Source organism: Corynebacterium sp. HMSC036E10 (genome assembly GCF_001836265.1).
Lineage (GTDB): Bacteria > Actinomycetota > Actinomycetes > Mycobacteriales > Mycobacteriaceae > Corynebacterium > Corynebacterium coyleae.
The window spans coordinates 88,661-112,748 of sequence record NZ_KV827977.1 but is presented as its reverse complement, the minus strand read 5'-3'; the positions used below and the strand labels follow the sequence as shown (position 1 = coordinate 112,748).

General features: G+C 60.0%; 25 protein-coding genes and 1 tRNA gene. 13 read left to right on the top strand and 13 right to left on the bottom strand.

Annotated elements, in window-relative coordinates; genetic code table 11:
• Positions 1-11: 11 nt before the first annotated feature.
• The 5 genes from sufC (at position 12) to HMPREF2736_RS04420 (ending at position 4,533) form a co-directional block, all read left to right on the top strand.
• A complete protein-coding gene (gene sufC / locus HMPREF2736_RS04440; RefSeq protein WP_070451435.1) occupies positions 12-767 on the top strand; it encodes a Fe-S cluster assembly ATPase SufC in 756 nt (251 codons plus the stop codon).
• Positions 767-1,999: a cysteine desulfurase gene (locus HMPREF2736_RS04435; RefSeq protein WP_070828986.1), complete on the top strand. Its 1,233-nt coding sequence runs from the start codon at positions 767-769 to the stop codon at positions 1,997-1,999. The genes sufC and HMPREF2736_RS04435 overlap by 1 nt, the downstream gene beginning before the upstream one ends.
• The gene (sufU, locus tag HMPREF2736_RS04430; protein WP_070820264.1) at positions 1,996-2,445 is read left to right on the top strand and encodes a Fe-S cluster assembly sulfur transfer protein SufU; all 450 of its coding nucleotides are present in this window, start codon (positions 1,996-1,998) and stop codon (positions 2,443-2,445) included. The genes HMPREF2736_RS04435 and sufU overlap by 4 nt, the downstream gene beginning before the upstream one ends.
• A 2-nt stretch (positions 2,446-2,447) precedes the next feature.
• On the top strand, positions 2,448-2,822 hold the full coding sequence (locus HMPREF2736_RS04425) for a metal-sulfur cluster assembly factor (protein WP_070423143.1): 375 nt from the start codon (positions 2,448-2,450) through the stop codon (positions 2,820-2,822).
• A gap of 82 nt (positions 2,823-2,904) precedes the next feature.
• The gene (locus tag HMPREF2736_RS04420; protein WP_070828985.1) at positions 2,905-4,533 is read left to right on the top strand and encodes an ABC-F family ATP-binding cassette domain-containing protein; all 1,629 of its coding nucleotides are present in this window, start codon (positions 2,905-2,907) and stop codon (positions 4,531-4,533) included.
• A gap of 75 nt (positions 4,534-4,608) precedes the next feature.
• Here the strand turns inward: HMPREF2736_RS04420 and HMPREF2736_RS04415 are convergent, their stop codons facing one another.
• Together HMPREF2736_RS04415 and HMPREF2736_RS04410 are read right to left on the bottom strand one after the other, a co-directional pair.
• Entirely contained in the window at positions 4,609-6,147 is a 1,539-nt protein-coding gene (locus tag HMPREF2736_RS04415) for an HNH endonuclease signature motif containing protein (protein ID WP_070828984.1), read from the bottom strand.
• A gap of 33 nt (positions 6,148-6,180) precedes the next feature.
• Positions 6,181-7,047, bottom strand: a complete 867-nt coding sequence (locus HMPREF2736_RS04410) for a hypothetical protein (RefSeq protein ID WP_070828983.1) — start codon at positions 7,045-7,047, stop codon at positions 6,181-6,183.
• Between the two features lie 182 nt (positions 7,048-7,229).
• Between HMPREF2736_RS04410 and HMPREF2736_RS04405 the strand changes: the two genes are divergently transcribed.
• Complete coding sequence (locus HMPREF2736_RS04405; RefSeq protein ID WP_083284808.1) at positions 7,230-7,475, top strand: PLDc N-terminal domain-containing protein; 246 nt, start codon at positions 7,230-7,232, stop codon at positions 7,473-7,475.
• On the opposite strand, the gene HMPREF2736_RS04400 is transcribed toward HMPREF2736_RS04405, so the two are convergent.
• The 4 genes from HMPREF2736_RS04400 to HMPREF2736_RS04385 are packed head-to-tail and all read right to left on the bottom strand — an operon-like array spanning position 7,456 to position 10,444.
• Positions 7,456-8,064, bottom strand: a complete 609-nt coding sequence (locus tag HMPREF2736_RS04400; protein WP_070829172.1) for a hypothetical protein — start codon at positions 8,062-8,064, stop codon at positions 7,456-7,458. The genes HMPREF2736_RS04405 and HMPREF2736_RS04400 overlap by 20 nt on opposite strands.
• Entirely contained in the window at positions 8,057-8,746 is a 690-nt protein-coding gene (locus tag HMPREF2736_RS04395) for a MerR family transcriptional regulator (protein WP_070828982.1), read from the bottom strand. Before HMPREF2736_RS04395 ends, HMPREF2736_RS04400 begins: the two co-directional genes overlap by 8 nt.
• Before the next feature lie 54 nt (positions 8,747-8,800).
• Entirely contained in the window at positions 8,801-10,165 is a 1,365-nt protein-coding gene (locus HMPREF2736_RS04390) for a PFL family protein (protein ID WP_083319475.1), read from the bottom strand.
• Positions 10,166-10,174: 9 nt separating this feature from the next.
• The gene (locus tag HMPREF2736_RS04385) at positions 10,175-10,444 is read right to left on the bottom strand and encodes an ACT domain-containing protein (protein ID WP_070423148.1); all 270 of its coding nucleotides are present in this window, start codon (positions 10,442-10,444) and stop codon (positions 10,175-10,177) included.
• 41 nt (positions 10,445-10,485) lie between these two features.
• Here HMPREF2736_RS04385 and HMPREF2736_RS04380 point away from each other — a divergent pair, with 41 nt between their 5' ends.
• A complete protein-coding gene (locus HMPREF2736_RS04380) occupies positions 10,486-11,142 on the top strand; it encodes an NAD(P)H-binding protein (protein ID WP_070423245.1) in 657 nt (218 codons plus the stop codon).
• Here HMPREF2736_RS04380 and HMPREF2736_RS04375 read toward each other — a convergent pair.
• From HMPREF2736_RS04375 to acnA, 3 genes are all read right to left on the bottom strand, one after another.
• Positions 11,139-11,879 (bottom strand): glutamine amidotransferase-related protein, encoded by a 741-nt coding sequence (locus HMPREF2736_RS04375; protein ID WP_070828981.1) that lies wholly within the window; start codon positions 11,877-11,879, stop codon positions 11,139-11,141. The genes HMPREF2736_RS04380 and HMPREF2736_RS04375 overlap by 4 nt on opposite strands.
• A 24-nt stretch (positions 11,880-11,903) precedes the next feature.
• Positions 11,904-12,470, bottom strand: a complete 567-nt coding sequence (locus tag HMPREF2736_RS04370; RefSeq protein WP_070423150.1) for a TetR/AcrR family transcriptional regulator — start codon at positions 12,468-12,470, stop codon at positions 11,904-11,906.
• A gap of 143 nt (positions 12,471-12,613) precedes the next feature.
• The gene (acnA, locus tag HMPREF2736_RS04365; protein WP_210399442.1) at positions 12,614-15,391 is read right to left on the bottom strand and encodes an aconitate hydratase AcnA; all 2,778 of its coding nucleotides are present in this window, start codon (positions 15,389-15,391) and stop codon (positions 12,614-12,616) included.
• A 193-nt stretch (positions 15,392-15,584) separates the two neighbouring features.
• Between acnA and HMPREF2736_RS04360 the strand changes: the two genes are divergently transcribed.
• The 3 genes from HMPREF2736_RS04360 to HMPREF2736_RS04350 all read left to right on the top strand — a co-directional run bounded on the left by HMPREF2736_RS04360 (position 15,585) and on the right by HMPREF2736_RS04350 (position 19,375).
• Positions 15,585-16,058 (top strand): Rv1476 family membrane protein, encoded by a 474-nt coding sequence (locus HMPREF2736_RS04360; protein ID WP_083279523.1) that lies wholly within the window; start codon positions 15,585-15,587, stop codon positions 16,056-16,058.
• Between the two features lie 568 nt (positions 16,059-16,626).
• Positions 16,627-18,285, top strand: coding sequence for a DIP1281 family NlpC/P60 protein (locus tag HMPREF2736_RS04355; RefSeq protein ID WP_070828979.1), 1,659 nt, complete (start codon positions 16,627-16,629; stop codon positions 18,283-18,285).
• A gap of 31 nt (positions 18,286-18,316) precedes the next feature.
• Positions 18,317-19,375, top strand: a complete 1,059-nt coding sequence (locus HMPREF2736_RS04350) for a ferrochelatase (RefSeq protein WP_070828978.1) — start codon at positions 18,317-18,319, stop codon at positions 19,373-19,375.
• Here HMPREF2736_RS04350 and HMPREF2736_RS04345 read toward each other — a convergent pair.
• Positions 19,372-20,127: a hypothetical protein gene (locus HMPREF2736_RS04345; RefSeq protein ID WP_070615045.1), complete on the bottom strand. Its 756-nt coding sequence runs from the start codon at positions 20,125-20,127 to the stop codon at positions 19,372-19,374. The two genes, HMPREF2736_RS04350 and HMPREF2736_RS04345, sit on opposite strands and share 4 nt — an antisense overlap.
• 40 nt (positions 20,128-20,167) lie before the next feature.
• Here HMPREF2736_RS04345 and HMPREF2736_RS04340 point away from each other — a divergent pair, with 40 nt between their 5' ends.
• The 3 genes from HMPREF2736_RS04340 to HMPREF2736_RS04330 are packed head-to-tail and all read left to right on the top strand — an operon-like array spanning position 20,168 to position 22,700.
• The gene (locus tag HMPREF2736_RS04340; protein WP_070423154.1) at positions 20,168-21,019 is read left to right on the top strand and encodes a DUF3097 domain-containing protein; all 852 of its coding nucleotides are present in this window, start codon (positions 20,168-20,170) and stop codon (positions 21,017-21,019) included.
• A 10-nt stretch (positions 21,020-21,029) separates the two neighbouring features.
• Entirely contained in the window at positions 21,030-21,458 is a 429-nt protein-coding gene (locus HMPREF2736_RS04335; protein WP_070423155.1) for an NfeD family protein, read from the top strand.
• Entirely contained in the window at positions 21,459-22,700 is a 1,242-nt protein-coding gene (locus HMPREF2736_RS04330) for an SPFH domain-containing protein (RefSeq protein WP_083308122.1), read from the top strand.
• On the opposite strand, the gene HMPREF2736_RS04325 is transcribed toward HMPREF2736_RS04330, so the two are convergent.
• The 3 genes from HMPREF2736_RS04325 to HMPREF2736_RS04315 all read right to left on the bottom strand — a co-directional run bounded on the left by HMPREF2736_RS04325 (position 22,672) and on the right by HMPREF2736_RS04315 (position 24,078).
• Complete coding sequence (locus HMPREF2736_RS04325) at positions 22,672-23,232, bottom strand: MarR family transcriptional regulator (protein WP_070423156.1); 561 nt, start codon at positions 23,230-23,232, stop codon at positions 22,672-22,674. The two genes, HMPREF2736_RS04330 and HMPREF2736_RS04325, sit on opposite strands and share 29 nt — an antisense overlap.
• A gap of 35 nt (positions 23,233-23,267) precedes the next feature.
• A complete protein-coding gene (locus tag HMPREF2736_RS04320; protein WP_070423157.1) occupies positions 23,268-23,915 on the bottom strand; it encodes a TVP38/TMEM64 family protein in 648 nt (215 codons plus the stop codon).
• A gap of 77 nt (positions 23,916-23,992) precedes the next feature.
• Positions 23,993-24,078, bottom strand: a tRNA-Leu gene (locus tag HMPREF2736_RS04315).
• Positions 24,079-24,088: the final 10 nt, after the last annotated feature.

Below are 24,088 nucleotides of genomic sequence, written 5' to 3'. Positions count from 1 at the left end.
AAGGAGCTTCTATGTCCACCCTCGAAATTAAGAACCTGCACGCCAACGTCCTTCCCTCCGAGGAAGGCCAGGAGCCGACGCCGATCCTCAAGGGCGTTAACCTGACCATCAAGGGCGGCGAAACCCACGCCATCATGGGCCCCAACGGCTCTGGTAAGTCCACCCTCGCCTACACCCTCGCCGGCCACCCGAAGTACGAGGTGACCGAAGGCGAGGTTCTCCTCGACGGCGAGAATATCCTGGAGATGGATATCGACGAGCGCGCACGCGCAGGCCTCTTCCTGGCCATGCAGTACCCGGTCGAGGTTCCAGGCGTGTCCTCCTCGAACTTCATGCGCTCCGCAGTCACCGCAGTGCGCGGTGAGGCTCCGAAGCTGCGCGAGTGGGTTTCCGAGCTCAACGCCGCCCGCGAGGCACTCCAGATGGATGCGTCCTTCTCCGAACGTTCCGTCAACGAAGGCTTCTCCGGTGGCGAGAAGAAGCGCCACGAGGTCATGCAGCTTTCCCTGATGAAGCCGAAGTTCGCCGTCATGGACGAGACTGACTCCGGCCTTGATGTCGACGCGCTTCGCATCGTCTCCGAGGGCATCAACCGCTACCAGGACGAAACCGGTGGTGGAGTGCTCATGATTACGCACTACAAGCGCATCCTGAACTACGTCAAGCCGGACTTCATCCACGTCTTCGCAGACGGCAAGATCGTCAAGACCGGCGACGCTTCCCTCGCTGATCAGCTCGAGGCCGAAGGCTACGAGAAGTTCATCTAATGACGCTCGACGTAACTGCAATCCGGCAAGAGTTCCCGATCCTGGGGCGCACCGTGCGCGGCGGAAAGCCGTTGGTGTACCTGGATTCGGGGGCGACGTCGCAACGCCCGCAGCGGGTGTGGGACGCTGAGCGCGACTTCGTGCTCGGCTACAACGCTCCCGTGCACCGCGGTTCTTACCTCCTCGCGGAGGAGGCAACCGACGCCTACGAATCAGCCCGCGAGGCGATCGCGGCCTTCGTCGGGGCGCGTAACGACGAGATCGCGTTCACCAAAAACGCCACCGAAGCATTGAACTTGGTTGCGTACGTGCTCGGCGATTCGCGGGCAGGTTCTCTTGCGGTCGGGTCCGAGGACACGATCGTGATCACCGAGCTCGAACACCACGCAAACTTGGTGCCATGGCAGGAGCTCGCCCGTCGCACAGGCGCGACGTTGAAGTGGTACAAGATGACCCCGGACGGGCGCATCGACCTCGACTCGCTCGAGCTCGACAACTCCGTCAAGGTGGTCGCCTTTACCCACCAGTCAAACGTCACCGGTGCGGTTGCAGATGTCGAGGAGATGGTGCGCCGCGCAAAGGCTGTCGGGGCTCTCACCGTGCTCGACGCTTGCCAATCCGTGCCGCACATGCCGGTCGATTTCCACGCCTTGGACGTCGACTTCGCTGCCTTCTCCGGGCACAAGATGTGCGGCCCCAGTGGCGTGGGCGCGGTGTACTCCAAGCACCTCAACGAGCTGCCGCCGTTCTTGACGGGTGGCTCCATGATCGAGGTCGTGCGCATGGAGGAATCCACCTTTGCTCCCGCACCGCAGCGCTTCGAGGCGGGGACCCAAATGACCTCGCAGGTCGTCGGGCTCGGCGAGGCAGTGCGTTTCCTCACCGAGATCGGAATGGACGAGATCCAAGCCCACGAGCATGAGCTCACCGCGTACGCCCTGGAGCAGATGCAGGCGATCGACGGGCTGCGCATCGCTGGCCCGCTGACGGCGGAGAATCGCGGTGGCGCGATCTCGTTCACTGTCGACGGCGTCCACCCGCATGACTTGGGCCAGGTGCTCGATGCTGAAGGTGTTGCGATCCGCACCGGCCACCACTGTGCGTGGCCGGCCCACCGGGGCCTCGACCTGCAGTCGACCTCGCGGGCCAGCTTCTACCTGTACAACACGCTTGACGAGGTAGACACCCTGGTGGCCTCTATTGCCAAGGCGAAGGAGTTTTTCGCACGATGAACCTCGAATCCATGTACCAGGAAGTCATCCTGGACCACTACAAAAACCCGCAGCACGCCGGGCTCCGCGAGCCTTATGAGGCGGAGGTGCACCACGTCAACCCGTCCTGTGGCGACGAACTGACGCTGCGTGTTCACCTGTCCGAAGACGGCTCCACCGTCGAGGACGTCTCCTATGACGCCGAAGGGTGTTCCATCTCCCAGGCTTCGACCTCGGTGATGGCCGAGGAGGTCATCGGGCTGCCGGTTGCTGAAGCAATGAAGAAGCTCGAAGCTTTCGACGAGATGATCACCTCCCGCGGCACCCTCGAAGGCGACGCGGAGATGATCGGCGATGGCGTCGCCTTCTCGGGTGTGTCGAAGTTTCCGGCCCGCGTCAAGTGCGCGCTGCTCGGCTGGAAGGCATTCCAGGCGGCAACGTCGGATGCATTGGAAGAAAAGGAGTAACTGTGACCGAATCGAACAAGCAGTCCGAGCGACCACAGCAAACCGAAGAGCAACTCAAGTTGGTCGGTGAAGTAGAGGAGTACCTCCACGATGTCATCGACCCGGAGCTGGGTATCAACGTTGTTGACCTCGGCCTGGTCTACGACCTGTGGATCGAGGAGCGCGAGGGCAAGACTGTCGCGGTGCTCAACATGACGCTCACCTCGCCGGCGTGCCCGCTCACCGACGTGATCGAGGAGCAGGCCACCAATGCGGTGGTGTCGAATACCGCGGTCGACGAGCTTGAGCTCAACTGGGTATGGATGCCGCCGTGGGGCCCGCAGTTCATCACGGAAGAGGGCCGCGAGCAGCTGCGTGCGCTTGGCTTCGCTGTCTAGACATCTATCTTGATCTTTCCCCGTCACGGATTGACTGTGGCGGGGAATTTTCGTTTAGGGGTGGTTGATAGAGTGGTGCCCCGTGATTGTTACGAATGATCTCGAGGTCCGCGTCGGGGCACGCACGCTTCTCGACGCACCAGGCCAGCACCTTCGCGTCCAACCCGGCGATCGCATCGGCCTAGTCGGCCGCAACGGCGCCGGCAAAACGACGACGATGCGCATCCTGGCGGGGGAGACCGAACCCTACGGTGGCTCGGTGACTCGGGCTGGCGAGATCGGTTACCTCCCGCAGGACTCCAAGGAGGGCGATATCGAGCAGACCGCCCGCGACCGTGTGCTCTCCGCGCGCGGGCTGGATCAGATCCAGCGCTCCATGGCAAAGCAGCAGAAGATCATGGAGGAGACCGACGGGGCGGAGCGCGACAAGGCGATTGCGAAGTTCTCCCGCCTGGAGGAGCGCTACCAGGCGCTCGGCGGCTACGAGGCCAACGCTGAAGCGGCGCAGATCTGTGACAATTTGGGGCTTCCGGCCAGGGTGCTTGATCAGAAACTTAAGACGCTTTCGGGTGGTCAGCGTCGCCGCGTCGAACTGGCCCAAATTCTCTTTGCTTCTCGCCAGGGTTCGGGTAAGTCGAAGACGACGCTTCTTCTCGACGAGCCCACTAACCACCTCGACGCCGACTCCATCACCTGGCTGCGTAACTTCCTGTCCAAGCACGAGGGCGGGTTGATCATGATCTCGCACGACGTTGAGCTTCTCGACGCCGTCTGCAACAAGGTCTGGTTCCTCGACGCCGTCCGCGCGGAGGCCGACGTGTACAACATGGGCTTTTCCAAGTACAAGGACGCACGCGCCCTCGACGAGGCCCGGCGGCGCCGCGAGCGCGCCAACGCCGAAAAGAAGGCCTCGGCTCTGCAGAAGCAGGCTGCGAAGCTGGGAGCGAAGGCGACCAAGGCTGCCGTCGCGAAGCAGATGCTGGCGCGTGCCGAGCGCATGATGGGCGAGCTTGACGACGTTCGCGTCGCCGACAAGGTCGCTTCCATCTCCTTCCCGGAGCCGGCACCGTGTGGCAAGACTCCGCTCTTTGGCAAGGGGCTGACGAAGATGTATGGCTCCCTCGAAGTGTTCGCGGGTGTCGACCTTGCGGTGGACAAGGGATCCCGGGTGGTCGTTCTCGGCACGAATGGTGCGGGCAAGACTACTTTGCTCAAGCTGCTCGCCGGGGTGGAGCGCACCGACGGGGAGGGTGGCGTCGTCTCCGGCCATGGCCTCAAGATTGGCTACTTTGCCCAGGAGCACGACACGATCGACGGCTCCAAGTCGGTGTGGGAAAACACGATCGAGGCTTGCCCCGACGCTGGCCAACAGGACCTGCGTGGGCTGCTTGGTGCCTTCATGTTCTCCGGCGACAAGCTCGATCAGCCGGCGGGCACCCTTTCTGGCGGCGAGAAGACTCGCCTAGCGCTGGCGACGCTGGTTTCCTCGCGTGCGAACGTGTTGCTTCTCGACGAGCCCACCAACAACCTCGACCCACAATCCCGCGAACAGGTCCTCGATGCGCTGAAGACGTACACGGGAGCGGTGGTGCTGGTCACCCACGATCCGGGTGCGGTGCGGGCGCTCGAGCCAGAGCGGGTCATCATCATGCCGGAGGGCGATGAAGATATGTGGAGCGACGAGTATATGGAGATCGTCGAGCTGGCTTAGCAATTCGCCATTGGGGCTTGGGCAGGCTAGCGCACACCTACGTTCGTTCGAGGCAGGCGTGTTCCCGGAGGCGGCCTAAAACGGCGGGTGAGGGGATTGGCGGTTTGCCCAGGGTGGTGGCTCGGTAGGCTCGCGCGGTGGTGGTTTCGCTGTAGCAGTCTTCGGTCGGTGGTTTCGTTTACGGATCCGATTGACGGCTGAGTTTTCCGCAGCATCGGCATGATTGAACCTGATTTCGGTGGACCCGGGTTGCTTCACGCCGGCACGACCAGCTGCGTGGTCCCGTTCGATGTGACTCGTGTTATTTCTGTGGTCTTTGAAGTCGTTGTTGCACCGGTGATGGGTTCTACAGAGGGCCGCGAGGTTGTCGATGTTGGTGTCGCCGCCCTGAAGCCACGAGGTGATGTGGTGGATCTCGGCCTGGGTCAGCGGGGCGGTGCACCCCGTCCAGGCACATACGCCCTGCACCGCGAGCAGTGTGATCCTCTGCGCCAGTGATGCAAGGCGGTTTGTGCGGTAGAGGTTCAACGGCAGTGCGGTGGCGCCATCAACGGTCAGGATGAAGTCAGCGGTACCGTCCATGCCGAGGCGGACGAGGTCGAACGCGGTGAGGTCGATGCCGGTATTGGTTTGAAACCTTGTGGTTGGGGAGGCATCGGCGATCTCGTCGAGCGTCACGGAGACGACGACAGATGCGCAGCCGCCACCCGTTGGCTTCTGGCACGTGTCGTAGTGCTTCAGCATTTTTGCGAACTGGTCGTAGGCCCGTTGTGCTGGGGACCGGTAGTCGTCGACATCCTTTGGCATGTTTGAGTTTGGCGCTAGCCCCTTATCGGTGAGCGCCTTGAACAATGCGGTGTCGCTGGCGGTTGCGTCGATGGTGATCTTGTGGGTGCCGTCGGCACGCTGCGGCCCGATATGGAGTCCGCGCTTTTCCATCCCTGCGTTCGGATTCGCCGGGTCGAGGTGTTCGCGGTTGGCTTCTTCGACCCAGCGTCGTACGGTTGCGCGGAGGTCTTTGACGGTACGGCGCGGAGCCTCCTCGAGCGCCTTAGCCTGGAGGCGAGCACGAGCACCTTTAGCAGCCTCAACGAGGCGATCCAGTTCGAGGCGGATCACGCGCTGTTTCTCGGCGTTAACGCGCTCGGCGTTTCGGCGTGCCGTTTCCTGCTCGCGGCGCGCCTGTTCGCGTGCCGCTTGCTGTGCAGCTGCTTTCGCCGCCGCGTGTGCGGCATCGTCGACTATGGATTCAGCATCGGAGTCGAAGAGGTCTCCATCAGCAGTGTCCTGTGTGGTCTGCTCGCAGTCGGGCTCGCCGTAGTAGTCGCGGCCACGGGCGAGGCGGTCGTAGGCTTCCTTGGGGTCAAGACCAAGCTTCTTCTGCAAATACTGGGTCGGATGTTTCGCGCCGACGGTGCGGCCAGCTTCGTCGCGTTCGCAGAGGAAGGCGAAAAAGGCGTCGAGGCTTGCCTTGACGTTGAAGGCTGCCTCAAAGCGTTCCATTTCTTCGTGGATGTCGTCGAAGTGCAACGTTGCCGGGTCGTGAAAGAGGTCCTTGATTGCGAAAAGGGCATGGGAGATGGTGTCGACGTGGCGCGAAAGATCCGTTGACATGGTTTCTCTCCTTTCTCGCAATCGGAATCAGTGTTAGAACGGACCTTTAACAGATGTAGGGATGGAGTCGGTGCAGGGCACAGCGGCAAGAAAGCTAGATGCGATGGATTCTCGGCGTGGTTGTATCAGCCGTTCATGTATGCGGTTCATCGAGTCTTCGTTGACATCGACCACCATGATCAACCGGCCGGAGCTATCGCTCAGGCGCAATGAATTTTCCGGCGAATCAATGGTGAGGAAGGGATGGTCGCTCGGGAAGTGTGGTTTCACTTCGTTCTCGTATTCGTCGCCAAGCAATGCATCTTGGAATGGGCGAATCTGGACGTGTGGTGGCTCCCAGTGGAATAGGGTTTGCGCCAAAATCTCCGCAGTAACGGATCCATCATCCCGGAGTGAAAGCAGATTGGTCAGGATCCTGTTCCCATCGGTCGGAAGCAGGATATCCAGGCCAGAGCAGTACTCGCCGTTGCGCTTTGAGATAACGCGTATGACTTTGCGTTCAAGAAGTGGCGGCGGCTGCATATACATGTCCGTGTTGTGAGCACGAGCCAATTCGTAAAGTGGCTTAACGTTCTCATGGTCAAACGTGCAACGGTCCGGCTTATAATTGTCGATCCTGAGCGTCACTTCGCGCCGGGCGTAGTCGAGGATTAGGTATTTTTCGCAGAGCTCATCGAGGTAAGGCGTGTCCACATATTGTGTGGATAAAGGCTCTGGAAGTTGGCCGAGAAGATTTGCGATGTCGCCGAGTCCCCGTGTCGGATTTTTTGCGTCGATCCGATATGCGTAAATAGATTCGAGTATGAATGCGAATCCATCCCCGTGAAGATGAAATGTTGTGCCGACAGGCTCGCATTCATTGCGTTCGGTTATGACATGTAGCAGCGGTTCTGGGAACATTATTGCGCTCCTTGGGGTATGGAAATTGTGTTACCAGCGACCGTAATCAACTAAAAGCAATTCGCACAAGTGTTTGCTCATTATATTGTGCATTAACCTCTAAATAAACGCAATATCCAAAATGGATGGGATAAGGGCAGTACACTTATCGACGATCCACCTGACCGGCTACACTCACCTCCATGGCAATTAGCAATGAGTTCATCGACACCATCAAGGACGCATGGAACAGCTTGTCCTCGGATCAGAAGACAATCGCTGGCGTCCTGGCCACAATCGATACAGCAGGCAAAGCCTTTGCGCTTCGCGACCTCGCTCGGACCAATTCCAAGAGGATTCGTGGCCCGAAGTGGCTGTGGACTCCGATTATCGGTGCGGTGAACACGTTGGGCTGGGTCGGCTACTTCATCATTGGGAAGAAGCGCTAGGTCCCACGGCAGAGGATCCGCGGTAAAAGCGGATCTTGCTGATGTTTTGGGGGTCGGGCCGCTGCCAGGGATAGCGGTCGGGGTAGGCCCGTACCTCTTCGCTCAGGCGCATGAGTGTGTCTGTTCCAGCAGGACCGCCCAGAGTAAGCACTCCGTCGACGATCTCGACCGCCGATGAGTAAGAAGGTTCGTCCGACATGCTTTGCACCGAAGCCGTTGGGAATTCCGCGAAGAGTGTCCGGCCGCGCCTGAAAACGAAGACGTTCTCGTCGTAATAGCTAGGACGAATTCGCTCCGCGGCGATCAAGCCCCACACGTACACCACGGCCCACAGCGACAGCAGCAACGCAACGACGCGAATGGTACCTGCAGGCAGTACAAGGTGGACAACGACTGCCTCGACGGCAAGCACCGCTGTGACCATCCCAAGCAATTGCAATCGACCAGGTTGATGGGGCAGCGCCGTAGCCTCTTCGGGGATGAGTGTCTCCCGGCGGATCCAACGCAAGAGATCTCGGTATAGACCGAGTTCATACTTGGCCAGGCGGAAGCCGGGGTGTTTTCGGAACAAGCGGAGGAAGCTACGCAAGGGGATCACCTGCCAGCACTTGAAGCACTAATCCCTGTGCGCCCTTCGTAGGTACATCCGACGACGCAAGTGGCACGTCTCCGGGGCTGAGGGTGGGGAAAATGTCTCGCATCAGTCCGGCTTGCGCCAGCGGGCGCAGCCTATCGACGATTACTTCGACGGAAGGGTCTCCAGGCCGCAATTCACCGAGTTTTAGCCAGAGGTCCGCAGCCTTTCGAGCTGCGGCGAGACAGCTGGGATCTTGAAGATTCTTCCGGAGCTGCTCCCAAGTGCCCGGCGTAGCAACGCCGGTAAGGGCCATGAGATCCCATGAATCCAGTTCGATCCGCAAAAGTGACGAATCATCGATTAAGGAGCTGAGCGAAAAACGGATGTCGTCCGGGGTCCCATGTGGCGATGTAGACAGAGCGAGAAGGCGCTGTTTTTGCCGTTGGAGCTGTGTGATGCGTTCGTCGAGAAGGACGAGCGATTTCTCAACAGCATTCGGGCTCTGGACTTCAGATACCGGAACGCCGGCGTCGATAAGTGCTCTGGCGCGAAGGACCGCCGCGAGATCGGATACGGAATAGTTGCGGTAGTTACCACTGGTCCGAGCAGGTTCGGGAACTGCGCCACTCGTATGCAGGTGACGCACGGCCCGCACGGAGCAGCCTGCGACTGCAGCGACTTCTGAAATCTTCACACGACCATTCTCAACCCTGACACTGTGTCAGGGTCAAGATGCCCGTGAAACTAATTAGTTCCTAAACCCGTGTACCGGTGCGGGGATGAAGCCGCCACGGTGAATGAATTCGTCGTTGCCTACCTTGTTTACGGGGATGACCGGTGCGTAGCCGAGTAGACCACCGAAGTTGACCTCGTCGCCAGGCTTGGTGCCCGGGACTGGGATGAGGCGTGCTGCGGTGGTCTTATGGTTCATGACACCGATTGCTGCTTCGTCGGCGATCATGCCGGCGATGAGCTCGGCGGAGGTGTCGCCTGGGATCGCGATCATGTCGAAGCCGACGGAGCAGATCGAGGTCATGGCCTCTAGTTTGTCCATGGAGATCGCACCGGAGTTGACGGCGTCGATCATGCCCTTGTCCTCTGAGACTGGGATGAAAGAGCCGGAAAGACCACCGACGCGGGAGCAAGCCATCATGCCGCCCTTCTTTACCGCATCGTTGAGCAGGGCGAGTGCTGCGGTGGTGCCGTGGGTGCCCACCTGGTCGAGGCCCATGCGTTCAAGAACGTGCGCAACTGAGTCGCCCATTTCTGCGGTCGGTGCGAGCGAGAGGTCGACGATGCCGAACGGGACGCCAAGGCGCTCAGCAGCAAGAGTGCCGACGAGCTGGCCCGCACGGGTGATCTTGAACGCGGCCTTCTTGATCTCCTCGGCGACTTCGTTGAGCGTCGCGCCCTTGAGTGGAGCAATAGCGTTGTCGACGACACCCGGGCCCGACACACCAACGGAGATAACCGTGTCAGGCTCTTCGATGCCGTGGAAGGCACCGGCCATGAACGGGTTGTCTCCGACTGCGTTGGCGAAAACGACGAGTTTCGCACAGGCGATGGAGGAGCGGTCCTTGGTCAGTTCCGCCGCTTCTTTCACGATTTCGCCCATCTTGGCCACGGCATTCATGTTGATGCCAGCGCGCGAGGATGCGATGTTGACGGAACTGCAGACGTTGTTAGTTTCTGCGAGTGCTTCCGGGATGGAGTAGATCAGATTCTTATCGGCGCGAGTGCCGCCCTTTTCTACAAGCGCGGAATAGCCACCGACGAAGTTCACACCAAGTTCAGCTGCTGCGCGATCAAGTGCACGAGCGATCTCAACCGGGTTGCCCTCGACACCTGCAGCGACGAGTGCGACCGGGGAGACTGAGATGCGCTTGTTCACAATTGGGATGCCAAGCTCGCGTTCGATGCCCTCGCAGACGGGAACGAGGTCGCGGGCGCGTTCGGTGACGCGGTCGTAAACCGCCTGTGCGGTGGCCTCCATCGTGGCGCGGGTGCAACCGATGAGTGAGATGCCCATGGTTACGGTGCGGATGTCCAGGCGGTAGTCCTCGATCATCCGGATGACGTCGAGGAATCGTGCGTCAGAAAACTCGAGTTTCACGGAACTCCCTTAGATGTCGTTGATAGCGCTGAAGAGTGCTTCAGATTGGATCCGGACTACCATGCCGAGCGGCTTGCCGCAGGCGTCGAAGGCGTCCTGGAGGACACCCATGTCAACATTTCCTTCGGGGAGCTCGACGCGCATGATCATGGTGAAGAAGTCATCCATGATGGTTTGCGATACATCTACGATGTTAAGGCCCTGGTCGGCTGCGGTTTTCGATACCGCTGCAATCACGCCCGGGCGATCCTTACCTGTGGTTGTAATAATTGCATGCATGCGAAAAGTATAGGCAGGAAATGTGCGTTAAGGTCGCATTTATGAAAACTCAGCATGTACTTGTTCTCGGTGCGGGTGGAAACGTCTCGCGCTTCACTGTGCCCAAACTAGTGGGCAATGGCCATAACGTTAGTGCTCTTGTCCGGAATCCTGACCACGCCAAGCAGCTTATCGACGATGGCGCCACCGTCATCGTTCGCGATCTCACCACTCTCGACCAGGAGGGATGGGCACGCCTCCTTACACCATTCGATGTGGTTGTCTGGTCTGCGGGCGCAGGCGGGGGTTCTGCGGAGCGGACCTGGGCGGTGGATCGCGACGCTGCGATGACGATGATCGACGCGCTCGAAGAGCTAGACGAGTTCGCCCCTTTTCTCGTCATGGTGTCCTATGCAGGTGCTACCGAGGCCTCCACTGAGGATGATGGCGGTTCGTGGTACGCCTACGTTGAGTCAAAGAAAGCCGTTGATCGGCGACTGCTTGATTCGAGCCTGCCACACCAGATCCTTGGCCCAACGCTGCTGACCGATGATCCAGCAGAGGGCATCGCGCTTCTCGACGAACCACGTGGCACCGAATCCGAAACCCCTCGAGAGCTCGTAGCAGATGTGATCGTCGAATCGGTTGGCCGTGGCGAGCCGTTTGCACGTAACCCGCTGGACTTTGAGGGGGGCAGCGGGGCAGTCGCAGGCCTCTAATTGTCGAGGGAGAAGTAGTCCTCGCGGCACAGCCGGGCGAAGTTGCGTAGAAGCATGTTCGCCCGGCTGACGTCGTGATTGGGCAGATCTGCGACGATGCGGGCGTACTCCTCGGCAGGGAAGTAGCCGTAGTCGTGGAAGAAATCCATACGTGTACGCATGGCGTCGGCGTCCATTTCGGCGTGAAACTGTGTGGCCCACACGTGGTCGTCGTAACGCACCATCTGCACTGGGCAGGAGGGACCTGTAGCGAGTACGGTCAACGAATTGGGCAACTCTACAGGGTTCTCTGTATGTCCCGTCAGCGCGGTAAACGTGCCGGAGCCACTGACTACGGGGTCAAGTTCTCCTTCGGCTGTCACGTCAACGATGGTAGGTCCAGAAGGCTCAGGCGAGGTGCGCCCAACGGTGCCGCCGAGGTGGTCGACGAGCCAGGAGATGCCGAAGCAGACGAAAAAGACAGGCTTGCCAGATGTAACCACGGTGGATAGCACGTCGTCGATATGCAGGTGCCAGGCACCACGTTCTTCATTGGTGACGTTCAGCGAGCATCCGCCGACGATAATCCCGCTGACCGTGTCGAGCGGGCCTAATTCAGCGTCAGGCGAATTGATGATGCGAAGCTCCATATCCAATTCGCTCAGGCCAGTTGCGCGCAGCGTGTCGTGATATTCGGCGTGCGCGACATCTGGGCCGATCTCGCCGTTGCGAAGTGAAAGGAAAAGGAGCTTAGCCATGCCGGCTACTCTATACCGCTCGGTCTAGTCCTGATTCATTGGGTGCCGAACGGCTTGCTCCACGATGTCAAGCATCGATTCGAGGCGTTCCACAGGCTCACCGGCAGCGAGTTTGGTGATAAACCCTTCGAGAACAGTCTCCAGGTAGGTCTGCACTACCTCCACGGGGACGTCGTCGCGCATATGCTTGTTCGATTCCAAGCGCGTCCGCACAGCCTGGTCGAGCACCTCTTGATGTTCCCGCCAGCGTGCTTCGAACTTCGGGTCAGTTCGCAGTCTCCGCAGGATTTCCGCACGAGTGGTGAACCAATCGTTTGCTTCAGTGTCGTGGAGCATCCCACGCATGACCTCAACCAAACCCTGCTCACTGACCACTTGTGCCTGGCGCTCCGCGTCCGCTTTCGCAATAGCAAGGAACAGTGATTCCTTGTCTCCGAAGTGATGGAAGATCGCGCCTCGGGTTTTACCGGTGGCTTCCTCGAGCCGTGCAACAGTGGCGCCCTCGTAGCCGTAATGGGCGAAGCATTTGCGTGCGGTATCGATAATCTCGCTACGGCGGCGTGCGAGCTCGGCCTCGCTCACGATAGGCATGTCAGTGCTCCTTGGCGTAGTTCTAGGTCAAAAGTGGTCGAAGACTAGCGGAGTGCGGAAACAAAGGATTAGGGGGTAAAAATGCGGAAGGGGCCCCGCGTAGTGCGGTGGCCCCTTCGCGGCGATGGCGTCAGGAGAGCTGACTAGCTCTTGACCATCTGGCGAAGCACGTACTGCAGAATGCCGCCGTGGCGGTAGTACTCAGCCTCACCTGGGGTGTCCACGCGGACAACAGCGTCGAACTCGACAGCGTCAGCGCCGTCCTTCTCAGCCTTGACGTGAACCGTTGCCGGGATGTCACCCTTGTTGAAGTCGGTGATACCGGACAGGGTGAAGGTCTCGGTGCCGTCGAGGCCGAGGGACTCGTGGGACTGGCCCTCCGGGAACTGCAGCGGCAGAACACCCATACCGATCAGGTTGGAACGGTGGATGCGCTCAAAGGACTCGGCGATAACTGCCTTCACACCAAGCAGGTTGGTGCCCTTAGCAGCCCAGTCACGGGAAGAACCGGTGCCGTATTCCTTACCAGCAAGGACGACGAGCGGAATGTTCTTCTCGGCGTAGTTCATCGCAGCATCGTAGATGTATGCCTGCGGTGCACCCTCCTGGGTGAAGTCGCGGGTGAATCCACCCTGCTCATCAACCAGCTGGTTGCGCAGACGGATGTTTGCGAAGGTACCGCGAACCATGACCTCGTGGTTGCCACGACGGGAGCCGAAGGAGTTGTAGTCCTGGCGCTCAACACCGTGGGAATCGAGGTAGTTCGCAGCCGGGGTGCCCGGCTTAATGGAGGAAGCAGGGGAGATGTGGTCCGTGGTGACCGAGTCGCCCAGCTTCGCCAGAACGCGAGCACCCTCGATGTCCTTGACATCCTCCGGCTCCTCCGGCATGCCGTCAAAGTACGGTGCCTTGCGGATGTAGGTGGAGTCTTCGTTCCACTCGAAGGTTTTGCCGGTCGGGATGTCGAGACCCTGCCACTGTGCGTCGCCCTTGAAGACGTCGGCGTAGTCAGACTCGTACATCTCACGGGAGATGGTGCCAGCGATGGTCTCCTCGATCTCCTCGGTGGACGGCCAAACGTCCTTGAGGAAGACGTCGTTGCCGTCTGCGTCCTGGCCGAGCGGCTGGGTTTCGAAGTCGAAGTCCATCGTGCCGGCGATGGCGTAAGCGATGACCAGCAGCGGGGACGCGAGGTAGTTCATCTTCACGTCCGGGGAGATACGACCCTCGAAGTTGCGGTTACCGGAAAGTACGGCGGTCGCGGTGAGGTCGAACTCGTTGACAGCCTCGGAGACCTCAGCCGGCAGCGGGCCAGAGTTGCCGATGCAGGATGCGCAGCCGAAGCCGGACAGGTAGAAGCCAACAGCCTCGAGGTCCTTCCAGAGGTCTGCGCGCTCGTAGTAGCCGTCGACAACCTGGGAGCCCGGAGCCATGATGGTCTTGACCCACGGCTTAGCCTTCAGGCCCTTCTCAGCAGCCTTGCGTGCGAGCAGGGCAGCGCCAACCATGACGGACGGGTTGGAGGTGTTGGTGCAGGAGGTGACTGCAGCAATTGCGACGAAGCCGTGGTCGAGGGTGTACTCGCCACCCTGCGGGGACTCGACGATGACCGGCTTGGAAGCGCGGCCCTCAGCACCCACAGCAGCGGACTCGCCGTTTGCCGGCCAAGACTCGTTGTAGGAGACGCTGTCGACCTTTGCTGCACGAACCGGCTCGGACGTGCCCTCGCCAGCGGTGTTGTAGTCCGGCAGCTGCTTGCGGAAGGTCTCCTTGGACTCCGCGAGCAGGATCCGGTCCTGCGGGCGCTTCGGGCCAGCGATAGACGGCTTGACGGTGGAGAGGTCGAGCTCGAGGTACTCGGAGTACTCAGCTTCCGCAGCGTCCTGCTCAAGCCACATGCCCTGTGCCTTGGCGTATGCCTCGACGCGGTCGATGTCCTCCTGGTTACGACCGGTCAGGTGCAGGTAGTTGATGGTCTCCTCGTCGATCGGGAAGATCGCGCAGGTGGAGCCGAACTCTGGGGACATGTTGCCGATGGTGGCGCGGTTTGCCAGCGGGATCTGCTTGACACCGTTGCCGTAGAACTCGACGAACTTCTGGACCACGCCGTGCTCACGCAGCATCTCGGTGATGGTCAGCACCACGTCGGTTGCGGTCACGCCGGTCGGAATCTCGCCGGTGAGCTTGAAGCCGACAACGCGCGGGATGAGCATGGAGACCGGCTGGCCAAGCATCGCTGCCTCAGCCTCGATACCGCCGACGCCCCAGCCAAGGATGCCCAGGCCGTTTTCCATGGTGGTGTGGGAGTCGGTACCAATGCAGGTGTCCGGGTATGCAACGCCGTCGTTGTCAAAGACAACGCGGGAGAGGTACTCGATGTTGACCTGGTGGACGATGCCGGTTCCCGGCGGGACAACGCGGAAGTTAGAGAAGTTCTCTGCACCCCAGCGCAGGAACTGGTAGCGCTCCTCGTTGCGCTGGTACTCAATCTCTACGTTCTTCTCGATGGCATCGGTGGAACCAAAGGCCTCGATGATCACAGAGTGGTCAATAACCATCTCTGCCGGGTTCAGGGGGTTGACCTGATCCGGGTTGCCGCCGAGCGACGATACGGCCTCACGCATGGTGGCAAGGTCGACGACACACGGCACGCCCGTGAAGTCCTGCATCAGCACACGTGCTGGGGTGAACTGGATCTCAACGCTCGGCTCTGCCGACGGGTCCCAGTTTGCAATGGCCTTGATGTGGTCTTCGGTGACGTTCTTGCCGTCCTCGGTGCGCAGGAGGTTCTCGCCCAACACCTTAAGGGAGTAGGGGAGTTTCTCCATGCCTTCAACAGCATCGAGAGCGAAGTAGTCGTAAGACTTACCGCCAACCTCGAGCGTCTTCTTGGCACCGAAGGAATTCTTGCTTTCTGCCACGGTGAGCTCCATTCCTCGTCGTAATCAAAAACAGGGATGATGACCCTATGGTCAAGTCCCATACTAAGCGACCCGCCATAGATCCGTACTGATGATAACAGTACGTTCGTTATGTTTTCATATTTTGCTTATCGACTACAGCAAAATCACTCAGATTAGAATCGGCCCAGCAGTTTGGCATGAAGGAGTAATCGTGGAGCCGGAGACGACATTGGACGAGCTAATCGGCCAGCTTGAAACCTCTGCCGTGGCTTTTGGTACGGAGAATCCGGTAAACGATGACCTGCGAAATGGCATTGAAGGCGTGCTGAGCTCGCCGCATTCGGATTCGATTGACCCTGCCGCAGTAGTCGTTTTAGAGCGCACTCCAGAAAAGGTTGCCCAGCTCCGAGATCTTGCCCAGGACATTGCAAACGCTACGGAATATTCAACGGTGCTGATCCGCACACCCCACACCGCAGTGGGGGTAAGCGAAGAGTTGAGTCGTGCGCAGATAGAGACAGGGGAGCTCGCGATGATGTCGCATGCGGATTATGTCGAAGGACTGAAAGCGTTTACAGGGGAGGCGAGTTCCTTCTCTCCAATGTGGCCGGTAGTTGTTGGGGTGGTGCTAGTCGCGTTTGCCCTCCTCGCGATCGCTGCGCGGCGCCCAAAGCCGTCGCGCTAGACAAGTTGCAAGACTTGACGGAATTAACGTCAGGAGTATCTCGGGCTGCCGGAGGGTGCCTGCTCCGCGGCTCTTATTTTGCCATTTTCCCACGTCAAAACGTATAGGTAACGGTTCGGTAACCTTGGATGTGAGCAAACTCACACATCAAATAAGCGTGTCAATACATGCAGGTGAGGCGCCTGTGAATCATGTGACAAGACTTGACTTGATCAACTTTATGTAACGAAAGGGATACAAGTCGGTTGGCTTGACGTATGGTGCTCCTATCGGCTCGCGGGTCGATAGTTGTCACACGTTTCGCGTGAAGCTTCATTGAGCGCTCTAGTCAAGCGTTCGACTGATGGATCGGGCTTGTGGGGAAGCACGCCGAGATCCTGAAACATTGTTGAAGCGCCACGGATTCTTGTGGTGGCTACTTCTTCGCGCTGCCGCGTTAGTAGTCAACATCGAGGCCGCACGTTCCTACCCCTAGTCAGGGTTTATGTGTGCCTTGGCGCGCCTGCAGGTTTCTTGATCACCTGCAGGCCTGCCACGGTATGCGCGTGCGGCGTGAAGGAGCACCTTCGTGGCAAATCCACTTAGGGGCACCCGGTTTGGACGTGCACGTAATGTGTTCGGTACTGCCGCGTGTGTCGTTACCGTGTCGTTGGCGGTGGGCCTCGTCAGCCCGGCTGCCTGTGGTCAGAGCTCGACGTCTACCGTCAGCGAACTCGTTTCCGCAGTCACCCGCGCTCAAGCGGACGTGGACGCCCGAAACTTGAACCTCGGCGAACTGCAAGAGGCGGTTAACCAGTCGCTCGTCGATTTGCACGACGCTCATGCAAAGGCCCAGCAGGCCCGCCTCGGCGAAGAGGAAGCTAAGCGTCGCCTGGACGAGGCTCAGGCTCGCGTCGAAAAGCTGCGCACCGAGCTTGATGAGTTAAGCCGTTCCCAGTATCGCGGGGCGTCGACAAGCGATGTGCTCACGTCGATTAGCGGTAAGGACACGCAGCGCGACGTGCTGGATCGCTCGCTGTTCCTGCGCCAGCGTTCTGAAGAAAAGCGTGCGAAGCTGCAGGAAGCGGAGCAGGCCCGTGCAGAGGCGGCGAACGAAGAGTCGACGCTGCGTCAGACGCGTGAGCTTGCCGACTCGGCTGCTCAAGAAGCCGAGGCTGCGGAGGCGCAAGCGCGTCAGCTTCTCGACGACAACCGCGCAGCGCTCGAGGCAAGCACGGCTGAGCGCGACGCCGCGCAACGCGAGCTTGAAGTAGCGCAATCTGATCTCCAGGAGCAGCACGCGCCTGAGCAGCAGGAAGCATCCGATGAGACAACGGAGGGCCCTGTGGCCAGCCCGTACGCTTCAACCCTGACCATTTCGCGCGGCGATGCCACCTATGAGGTCCCAGAAGAGGTCGTGGACCGTGTTCGGGAGCGCATCTCTGGTACCTCTCCTGAAGCCGGCGAGCCGAGCCGTGAGGCCATCGTGGATGCCGTGCGTGTTGTAGCCCAGACTTCTTCTTCAGATACGACGTCCGACGACGTGTCCCAGGTTGCTGCGCTTTCTTCGGCAGCAGGCTTGCCACAGCTTGACGACGACGCTATCGCGAAGGCTGGCGCCATCGCCGTCGGCGTGGCCCTGGTTGGGGGTGTTGCTGCGAACCACGGCTCCTTCTCTGATGCAGTGAATAGCGGTGACGCAGGTCAACTTGTGACTGCGTTCGCAGAGGGCCTCACTGGTGCCTTGGGCAATGTCGATAACACCTCAGGCACCGTGGCTGACGTATTGCCGCAGGTGCAGACTGCGGCAGATCTTACTGAGAAGGCTCGTGCTGCCTCTGCGGCCGTATCCGACGCCTCTCAGGTTGAGACGGTTATCGCACGGGCTCAGTCGATGATCGGCACGCCGTATGTCTGGGGCGGTGGCGATGCAAACGGTCCAACCACGGGCTTGGAAGGCGGCGGTCAAGCTGGCTTCGACTGCTCTGGCCTCGTGCTTTACGCATTCGCCGGCGCTGGCATTGCATTGCCCCACTACACGGGCTACCAGTACCAGCGCGGCACGCATGTGCCGGCGAGCGAAGCGCAGCGCGGCGACTTGCTGTTCTGGGGTCCGGGCGGCAACCAGCACGTTGCCATCTACCTCGGCGACGGCACCATGATCGAGGCACCGCAGTCTGGCATGAACGTGCAGATTTCTCCGGTCCGTTGGTCCGGCATGGCGCCGAACGCGGTCCGCCTGCTCTAATTTTTCGGGGCCACAGTCTAGGCTCAAGGCTATGGCTCTCAACGACTACGACGCACTCCTCGTCCTTTCCTTCGGTGGACCCGAAGGAAAGGACGAGGTTATTCCTTTTCTAGAGAATGTCACCCGTGGCCGCGGGATTCCGCGTGAGCGGCTCGCCAAGGTAGGGGAACACTACTTCCACTTCGGTGGTGTTAGCCCGATCAATGAACAGAACCGAGTGCTGATTGGCAACATCGAAAAGCAGTTGGAGGCTCGGGGGATTGAACTTCCGGTGTACTTCGGCAACCGGAACTGGCACCCCTTTGCGGAAGATACTGCGAAGCAGCTGGAGGCTGACGGGCATAAGCGCGTGCTGGTGTTCGTGACCTCGGCATGGGGTGGGTACTCGGCCTGCCGACAGTACGACGAAGACATCCAGAGGATCCGCGAAGTGACGCCGCAGCTTGAGTACACCAAGCTTTGGCAGTTCTACGCCCACCCGACGTTCGTGCGGCTTATGGCGAACGTGTTGCGTAGCGCCGTCGATGCAGCGCCGGCTGGTGCAAAAGTACTGTTCACTGCTCACAGTGTTCCGAATGCTGCGGATGATGTCTCAGGTGGCCCGGAGGATGCCAACCTGTACTCACGGCAGGTGCATGAGGCGGCCCGGCTGGTCGCTGCAGAGGCCGGCGTCGAAGAGTACGAGGTTGTCTGGCAGTCTCGCTCCGGCAATCCGGCAACGCCGTGGTTGGAGCCGGACATCGTAGATCGCACCGAGGAGCTTCATGATCAAGACGACACCTTTACACACTTGATCTGTGTGCCACTCGGCTTCATCACCGACCACATGGAGGTGATCTGGGACCTCGACACCGAGCTGCGACAGGCCTGCGAGGCACGCAACATCACGCTAGATCGCGTTGCGACGGTGGGGCTCGAGCCCGATTTCGCTGGCATGGTCGTCGATATCGCACGAGCTATCGCCGATTGTGACAAGCCTGAAACCTTGTCTAACGTTACTGTTCAGGGTTGTACCGTCAACGGCGCGCCGTGCAAGCCGCATTGCTGCGAGCCGTTGAAGCACCCGGGCCGACCGGGTAGCGCAAACTAATTCGCTAGATATTCGCGCCGGTAATCGATCACTGCGTCTGCGACCCCCGCCATGCGGGCGGTGCGGACGTGCCGCCACAGTGCAAACAGGTGAGGGTCGAAGGAGTGGTCGTCGAGGCGCTCCGTTACCGTCTCGATCGTCGCGGCAACACGGTCAGCCCTGGCAAAAAGCTTTGCCGCTCGCGCAGTCACCCCAGCCGGCAGCCCAGGGGTGTCGTAGAAATCAGCGAGCGTGCCGACGGTAAGCCGGGGATTTGGCAATTCCTTCGTGGTGCCACCAGCCGCCTCAATCAAAACGGCGGCTTCATCGGTTGCGCGCGACAGCAGTTGATCTGCCTCACCCGGAGTTAGCCAATCCGGTTCCGGCAGCCGCTCAGTTTCTTCAAACCAACGCCAGCGCACTTCCGCCCCCGAGTAGTCGGGGACAAGGATGTGGCTGATCCCATCTCCCCGGACAACCAACGCACCAGCCTGGGAGAGGGCGTCCATTGCGGGGGATCCAGCTCGGAGGCGCGGTGCCTGTCCTGGCCCCCACAGAATCAAGCGGATAACTGGATCCGGAGACTCAAGGTCGGCGGCGGCGCGGACGTCGCTAAGCAATTGCACCATGGGGGCGTCGCAATAGGTGTGGGTGCCGCCAAGGTCTGTTAACGCGTCGAGGGTGTCGTCCGTGGACTCGATGTTGTACAGCCATGCGGCAAGCCACACTGCAGTGTTTTGGAGAGGCGAGTAGACCTGAGCGCGCGTGTGCATCCAGTTGAGTCTAGCTAGGGGGATAGAATACGGAGCCACTATGGGAGATAGCCGGTATAGCGGAGATATTTTTCAAGGCCACGCGCGTAAGAGGAGGCCAACGTATCCAGAGATGCCTGCAGAGCCAGGCATCATCGTGGAGATCGTCGGCAACGACTTTGTCGGCGCAGTGGTTGGATTCGAGCGAACCTACGACGGCGACTTCGTCCGCCTGGAGGACCGCTATGGAACCCAGCGGCTGTTCAAAATGCTGCCGGGGGCATTCATGGTCGAAGGGCAGCGTGTCACCCTCACCCGATATGTTGCACCGCGTAACGACGAACCAAAGCGCTCCAACTCGGGCTCACGCAAGGTTGCTAACGTGCAGGCGAAGGTTGCAATGCCGTCACGCATCTGGGTGGAGGGCATCCACGATGCTGCGATCGTTGAGCAGGTGTGGGGGCACGACCTGCGTGTTGAGGGGGTTGTCGTCGAGTATCTGGAAGGGCTAGACAACCTGCAGATGCGTCTCGACGAGTTCCAGCCTGGACCGGACCGTCGCGTCGGTGTGCTCGCCGATCACCTCATTAGGGGGACTAAGGAGGCTCGGCTCGTCGAAAATGTAGGACCTCATGTGTTGGTGACGGGGCACCCCTACATCGATATCTGGGCTGCGGTGAAACCGAAGAGCGTCGGCATCGCCGCCTGGCCGGAGGTTCCGTACGGCGAAGACTGGAAGACGGGCGTGTGCCGTCGCTTGGGTTGGTCTGATCCAAAGGAAGGCTGGCGCCGCGTTTCATCGTCCGTGCGCACTTTCCGCGACTTGGATTCAACACTTATCGGTGCAGTTGAGAGACTGGTGGACTTCGTCACTAATCCCGAGCTCACGAAGGAAGATCTCACACACATGTAAGATTTGCGCCGTGGGAGCATTGATTTGGTTTATTGTCGCGGCAGGTTTCGCGCTACTCGAGCTTGGCGTGGGCGAATTGACGCTGCTCATGCTCGCTGCGGGTGCGTTGACAACATCGGGGGTCGCCTTATTCGACGTTCCACTTGCAGCTGAAGTCGCGGTGTTTATCGCTTCCTCGTTGCTGTTCTGGTTCTTCCTAAGGCCACGTCTGCGCAAGCGGATGGATAAGCCGCTGGTGCTCGATGAGACGCCACGCGCGCTCGTCGGAAGTCGTGCAGAGGTTGTCGAGGACATCGGCCCCGGGGGTGGGCAAGTGCGTTTCGACGGCAGCCTGTGGTCGGCACGCGCCCTGGATCCGGCAAAAACTATTCCTGCAGGTTCCCACGTGACCGTTTACGATATCGACGGACCCGTAGCCGTCGTTTGGAAGGAGTCCTAAATGGGTGGGTTAGTTACCTTCGCCGTCATACTTATTCTGTTTATCGCGCTGCTTACAGCGTCGATCAAACTGATTCCGCAGGGAGAAGCTGCGGTTATTGAGCGTCTGGGACGCTACACGCGCACTGCGTCCGGTGGGTTGACGTTCCTGGTGCCGTATATCGACCGCATCCGTGCGCGCGTAGACACGCGTGAGCGCGTGGTGTCGTTCCCGCCCCAGGCAGTAATTACCCAGGACAACCTGACCGTGGCGATTGACACGGTGGTGACGTTCCAGATCAACGAGCCTGCGAAGGCCATCTACGGCGTGGACAACTACCTCGTCGGTGTGGAGCAGATTTCGACGGCAACGCTGCGTGACGTCGTTGGTGGCATGACGCTTGAGGAGACGCTGACCTCTCGCGAAACCATTAACCGCCGCCTGCGCGGTGAGCTAGATGCTGCGACCGCAAAGTGGGGCCTGCGCATTAGCCGCGTGGAGCTCAAGGCGATTGATCCGCCACCGTCGATTCAGCAGTCCATGGAGATGCAGATGAAGGCGGACCGCGAAAAGCGCGCGATGATCCTCACCGCTGAAGGTAAGCGCGAGTCCGACATCAAAACCGCTGAGGGTGAAAAGCAGGCTCGCATTCTTTCTGCCGAGGGTGAGAAGCACGCAGCGATTCTCGCCGCTGAGGCTGAGCGTCAAGCAATGATGCTGCGCGCCGAAGGTGAGCGTGCCGCGAAGTACCTCGCTGCGCAGGGTGAGGCGCGTGCGATCCAAAAGGTGAACGCCGCGATTAAGTCCTCTGGAGTGACGCCGGAACTCCTGGCATACCAGTACCTGGACCAGTTGCCGAAGATTGCCAACAACGAGGCGGCCACGATGTGGATGATTCCGTCCCAGTTCGGCGATTCGTTGCAGCAGTTTGCCAAGGCGTTTGCCAACAAGGACGACGACGGAGTGTTCCGCTACGAGGCGGCACAGGTTGACGAGCGCGATCTTGAGATGGCCGATGAGGGCAATCCGGAGCGTTGGTTCGACACCTCGACCGACCCGGAGCTAGCCAAGGCGCTTGCAGAGGCCCGCGCGGTGGCGAACAAACACGTAGACGATCCAGATCCGACCCAACCTACCGCTGACACCGCTTCCAGCGACTCGGGGTTGCGAGAGATCAGTGCCCCTGCGAACGAGCCGACCGATTTCGGGTTCAATGACCAGGTGTCGAACCCGCTTAATCAGCCAGATCAGCAGCCCGAGTAATCAGGTTGAGGGCCAGTTGCCAGCCGGCTTGTTCGGCTGGCCATCCCGCTGCCTGGAGCCTCTGGCTGATTGCCTGCTTGGATATGCCGAGCTCGGCTGCTGCTTCATTCTGATTCAGCCCGCGGCGCACGAGCGAGGTCGCTTCTCGTCCCTCGAATGTCCGCTTGTGCAGCACGTGGGCTAGCAGGGCGAATGCGGCAGCGATATCCGCAGCCTCAGTAGTTGCGCCTTGCTTGTCGACGACCACACGCACCTGGCCCGCTTTCACCCCAACCGCCTTTGAGGCAGCTTTCAAGGCATCGCTGTTGCTTGCAGCGACCCCTAGGCCGATGGCCCAGTTGCCGTCGGAGAGCAGCGCCATGATCAGGTTTAACGAAGCCTCAGCGTCATCCACCAGGGTGCGGATATCTTCAACACCGAGCACTTCAAACGGGCTGATGCCTGGGAGAGTGCCAAGCGCCTCCGCGGAACGCTCGACGACGGCAGCACGCCCTTTTTCGCGGCCCCTGTATTTCGCATGCACGGCAATCATGGCTGCCAATACTACGCGGGTCTACCCGTGAGCCTTTACTTACGCGCCGGAAGTCGTGCGTCGAGAATCAACCCGCTAAGGCCAATCACTGCCAATACAGCCATCACTGCGATCACCACAGGGTTTGCCTCACCCGTGAGGGTGTCGCCAAAGATAGTGACCAACACGGTTCCTGGAAGTGAACCCGCAAACGTTGCGATGGCAAACGGCAACACCGGAACGCGCGTGAGCGCTGCTGCGTAGTTGAGGACGGAAAATGGAACGGCTGCAATGAGGCGCAGGCTGAAAATCGCGAGCCAGCCGCGTTCTTCGAGGCGCCGGTTGATCTGCTCAACAGCAGGATGTGTCAGCCGCGGTTCTACCCAATCCCGCAGCAGAGTGCGCACGATCAACAGTGAGATAACTGCGCTGACTGTCGTCGCGGTAATCGCGATCAAGATCCCTTGTACCGAACCGAAAAGAATGCCGGCAGAGACGGTCATCACGGTGCGCGGGATAGGGAATTGGGTAATCAAGATATAGAGCAGCCAGAACGCTACTGGGAACCAGGGGCCGAGTGTGTCAGCCCAGGTGCGAAGTGTGGAGAGTGGTGGGACGTCGAGAAACACCCAGCCCGCTATGAACACGACGATAAGCGCTGCGAGTACGAGCTTGTTGCGGGCGGAACCCGATATCTTGGGCATACGCACTCCTCGACCATGTCTGTAAATATAAATGTCCCGCTCCGCAGTTCTATTGACTGCTGAGCGGGACTTATCTGTGCCCGGAGGGGGACTTGAACCCCCACGTCCGTTAATAGGACACTAGCACCTCAAGCTAGCGCGTCTGCCATTCCGCCACCCGGGCTAGGGTGTTT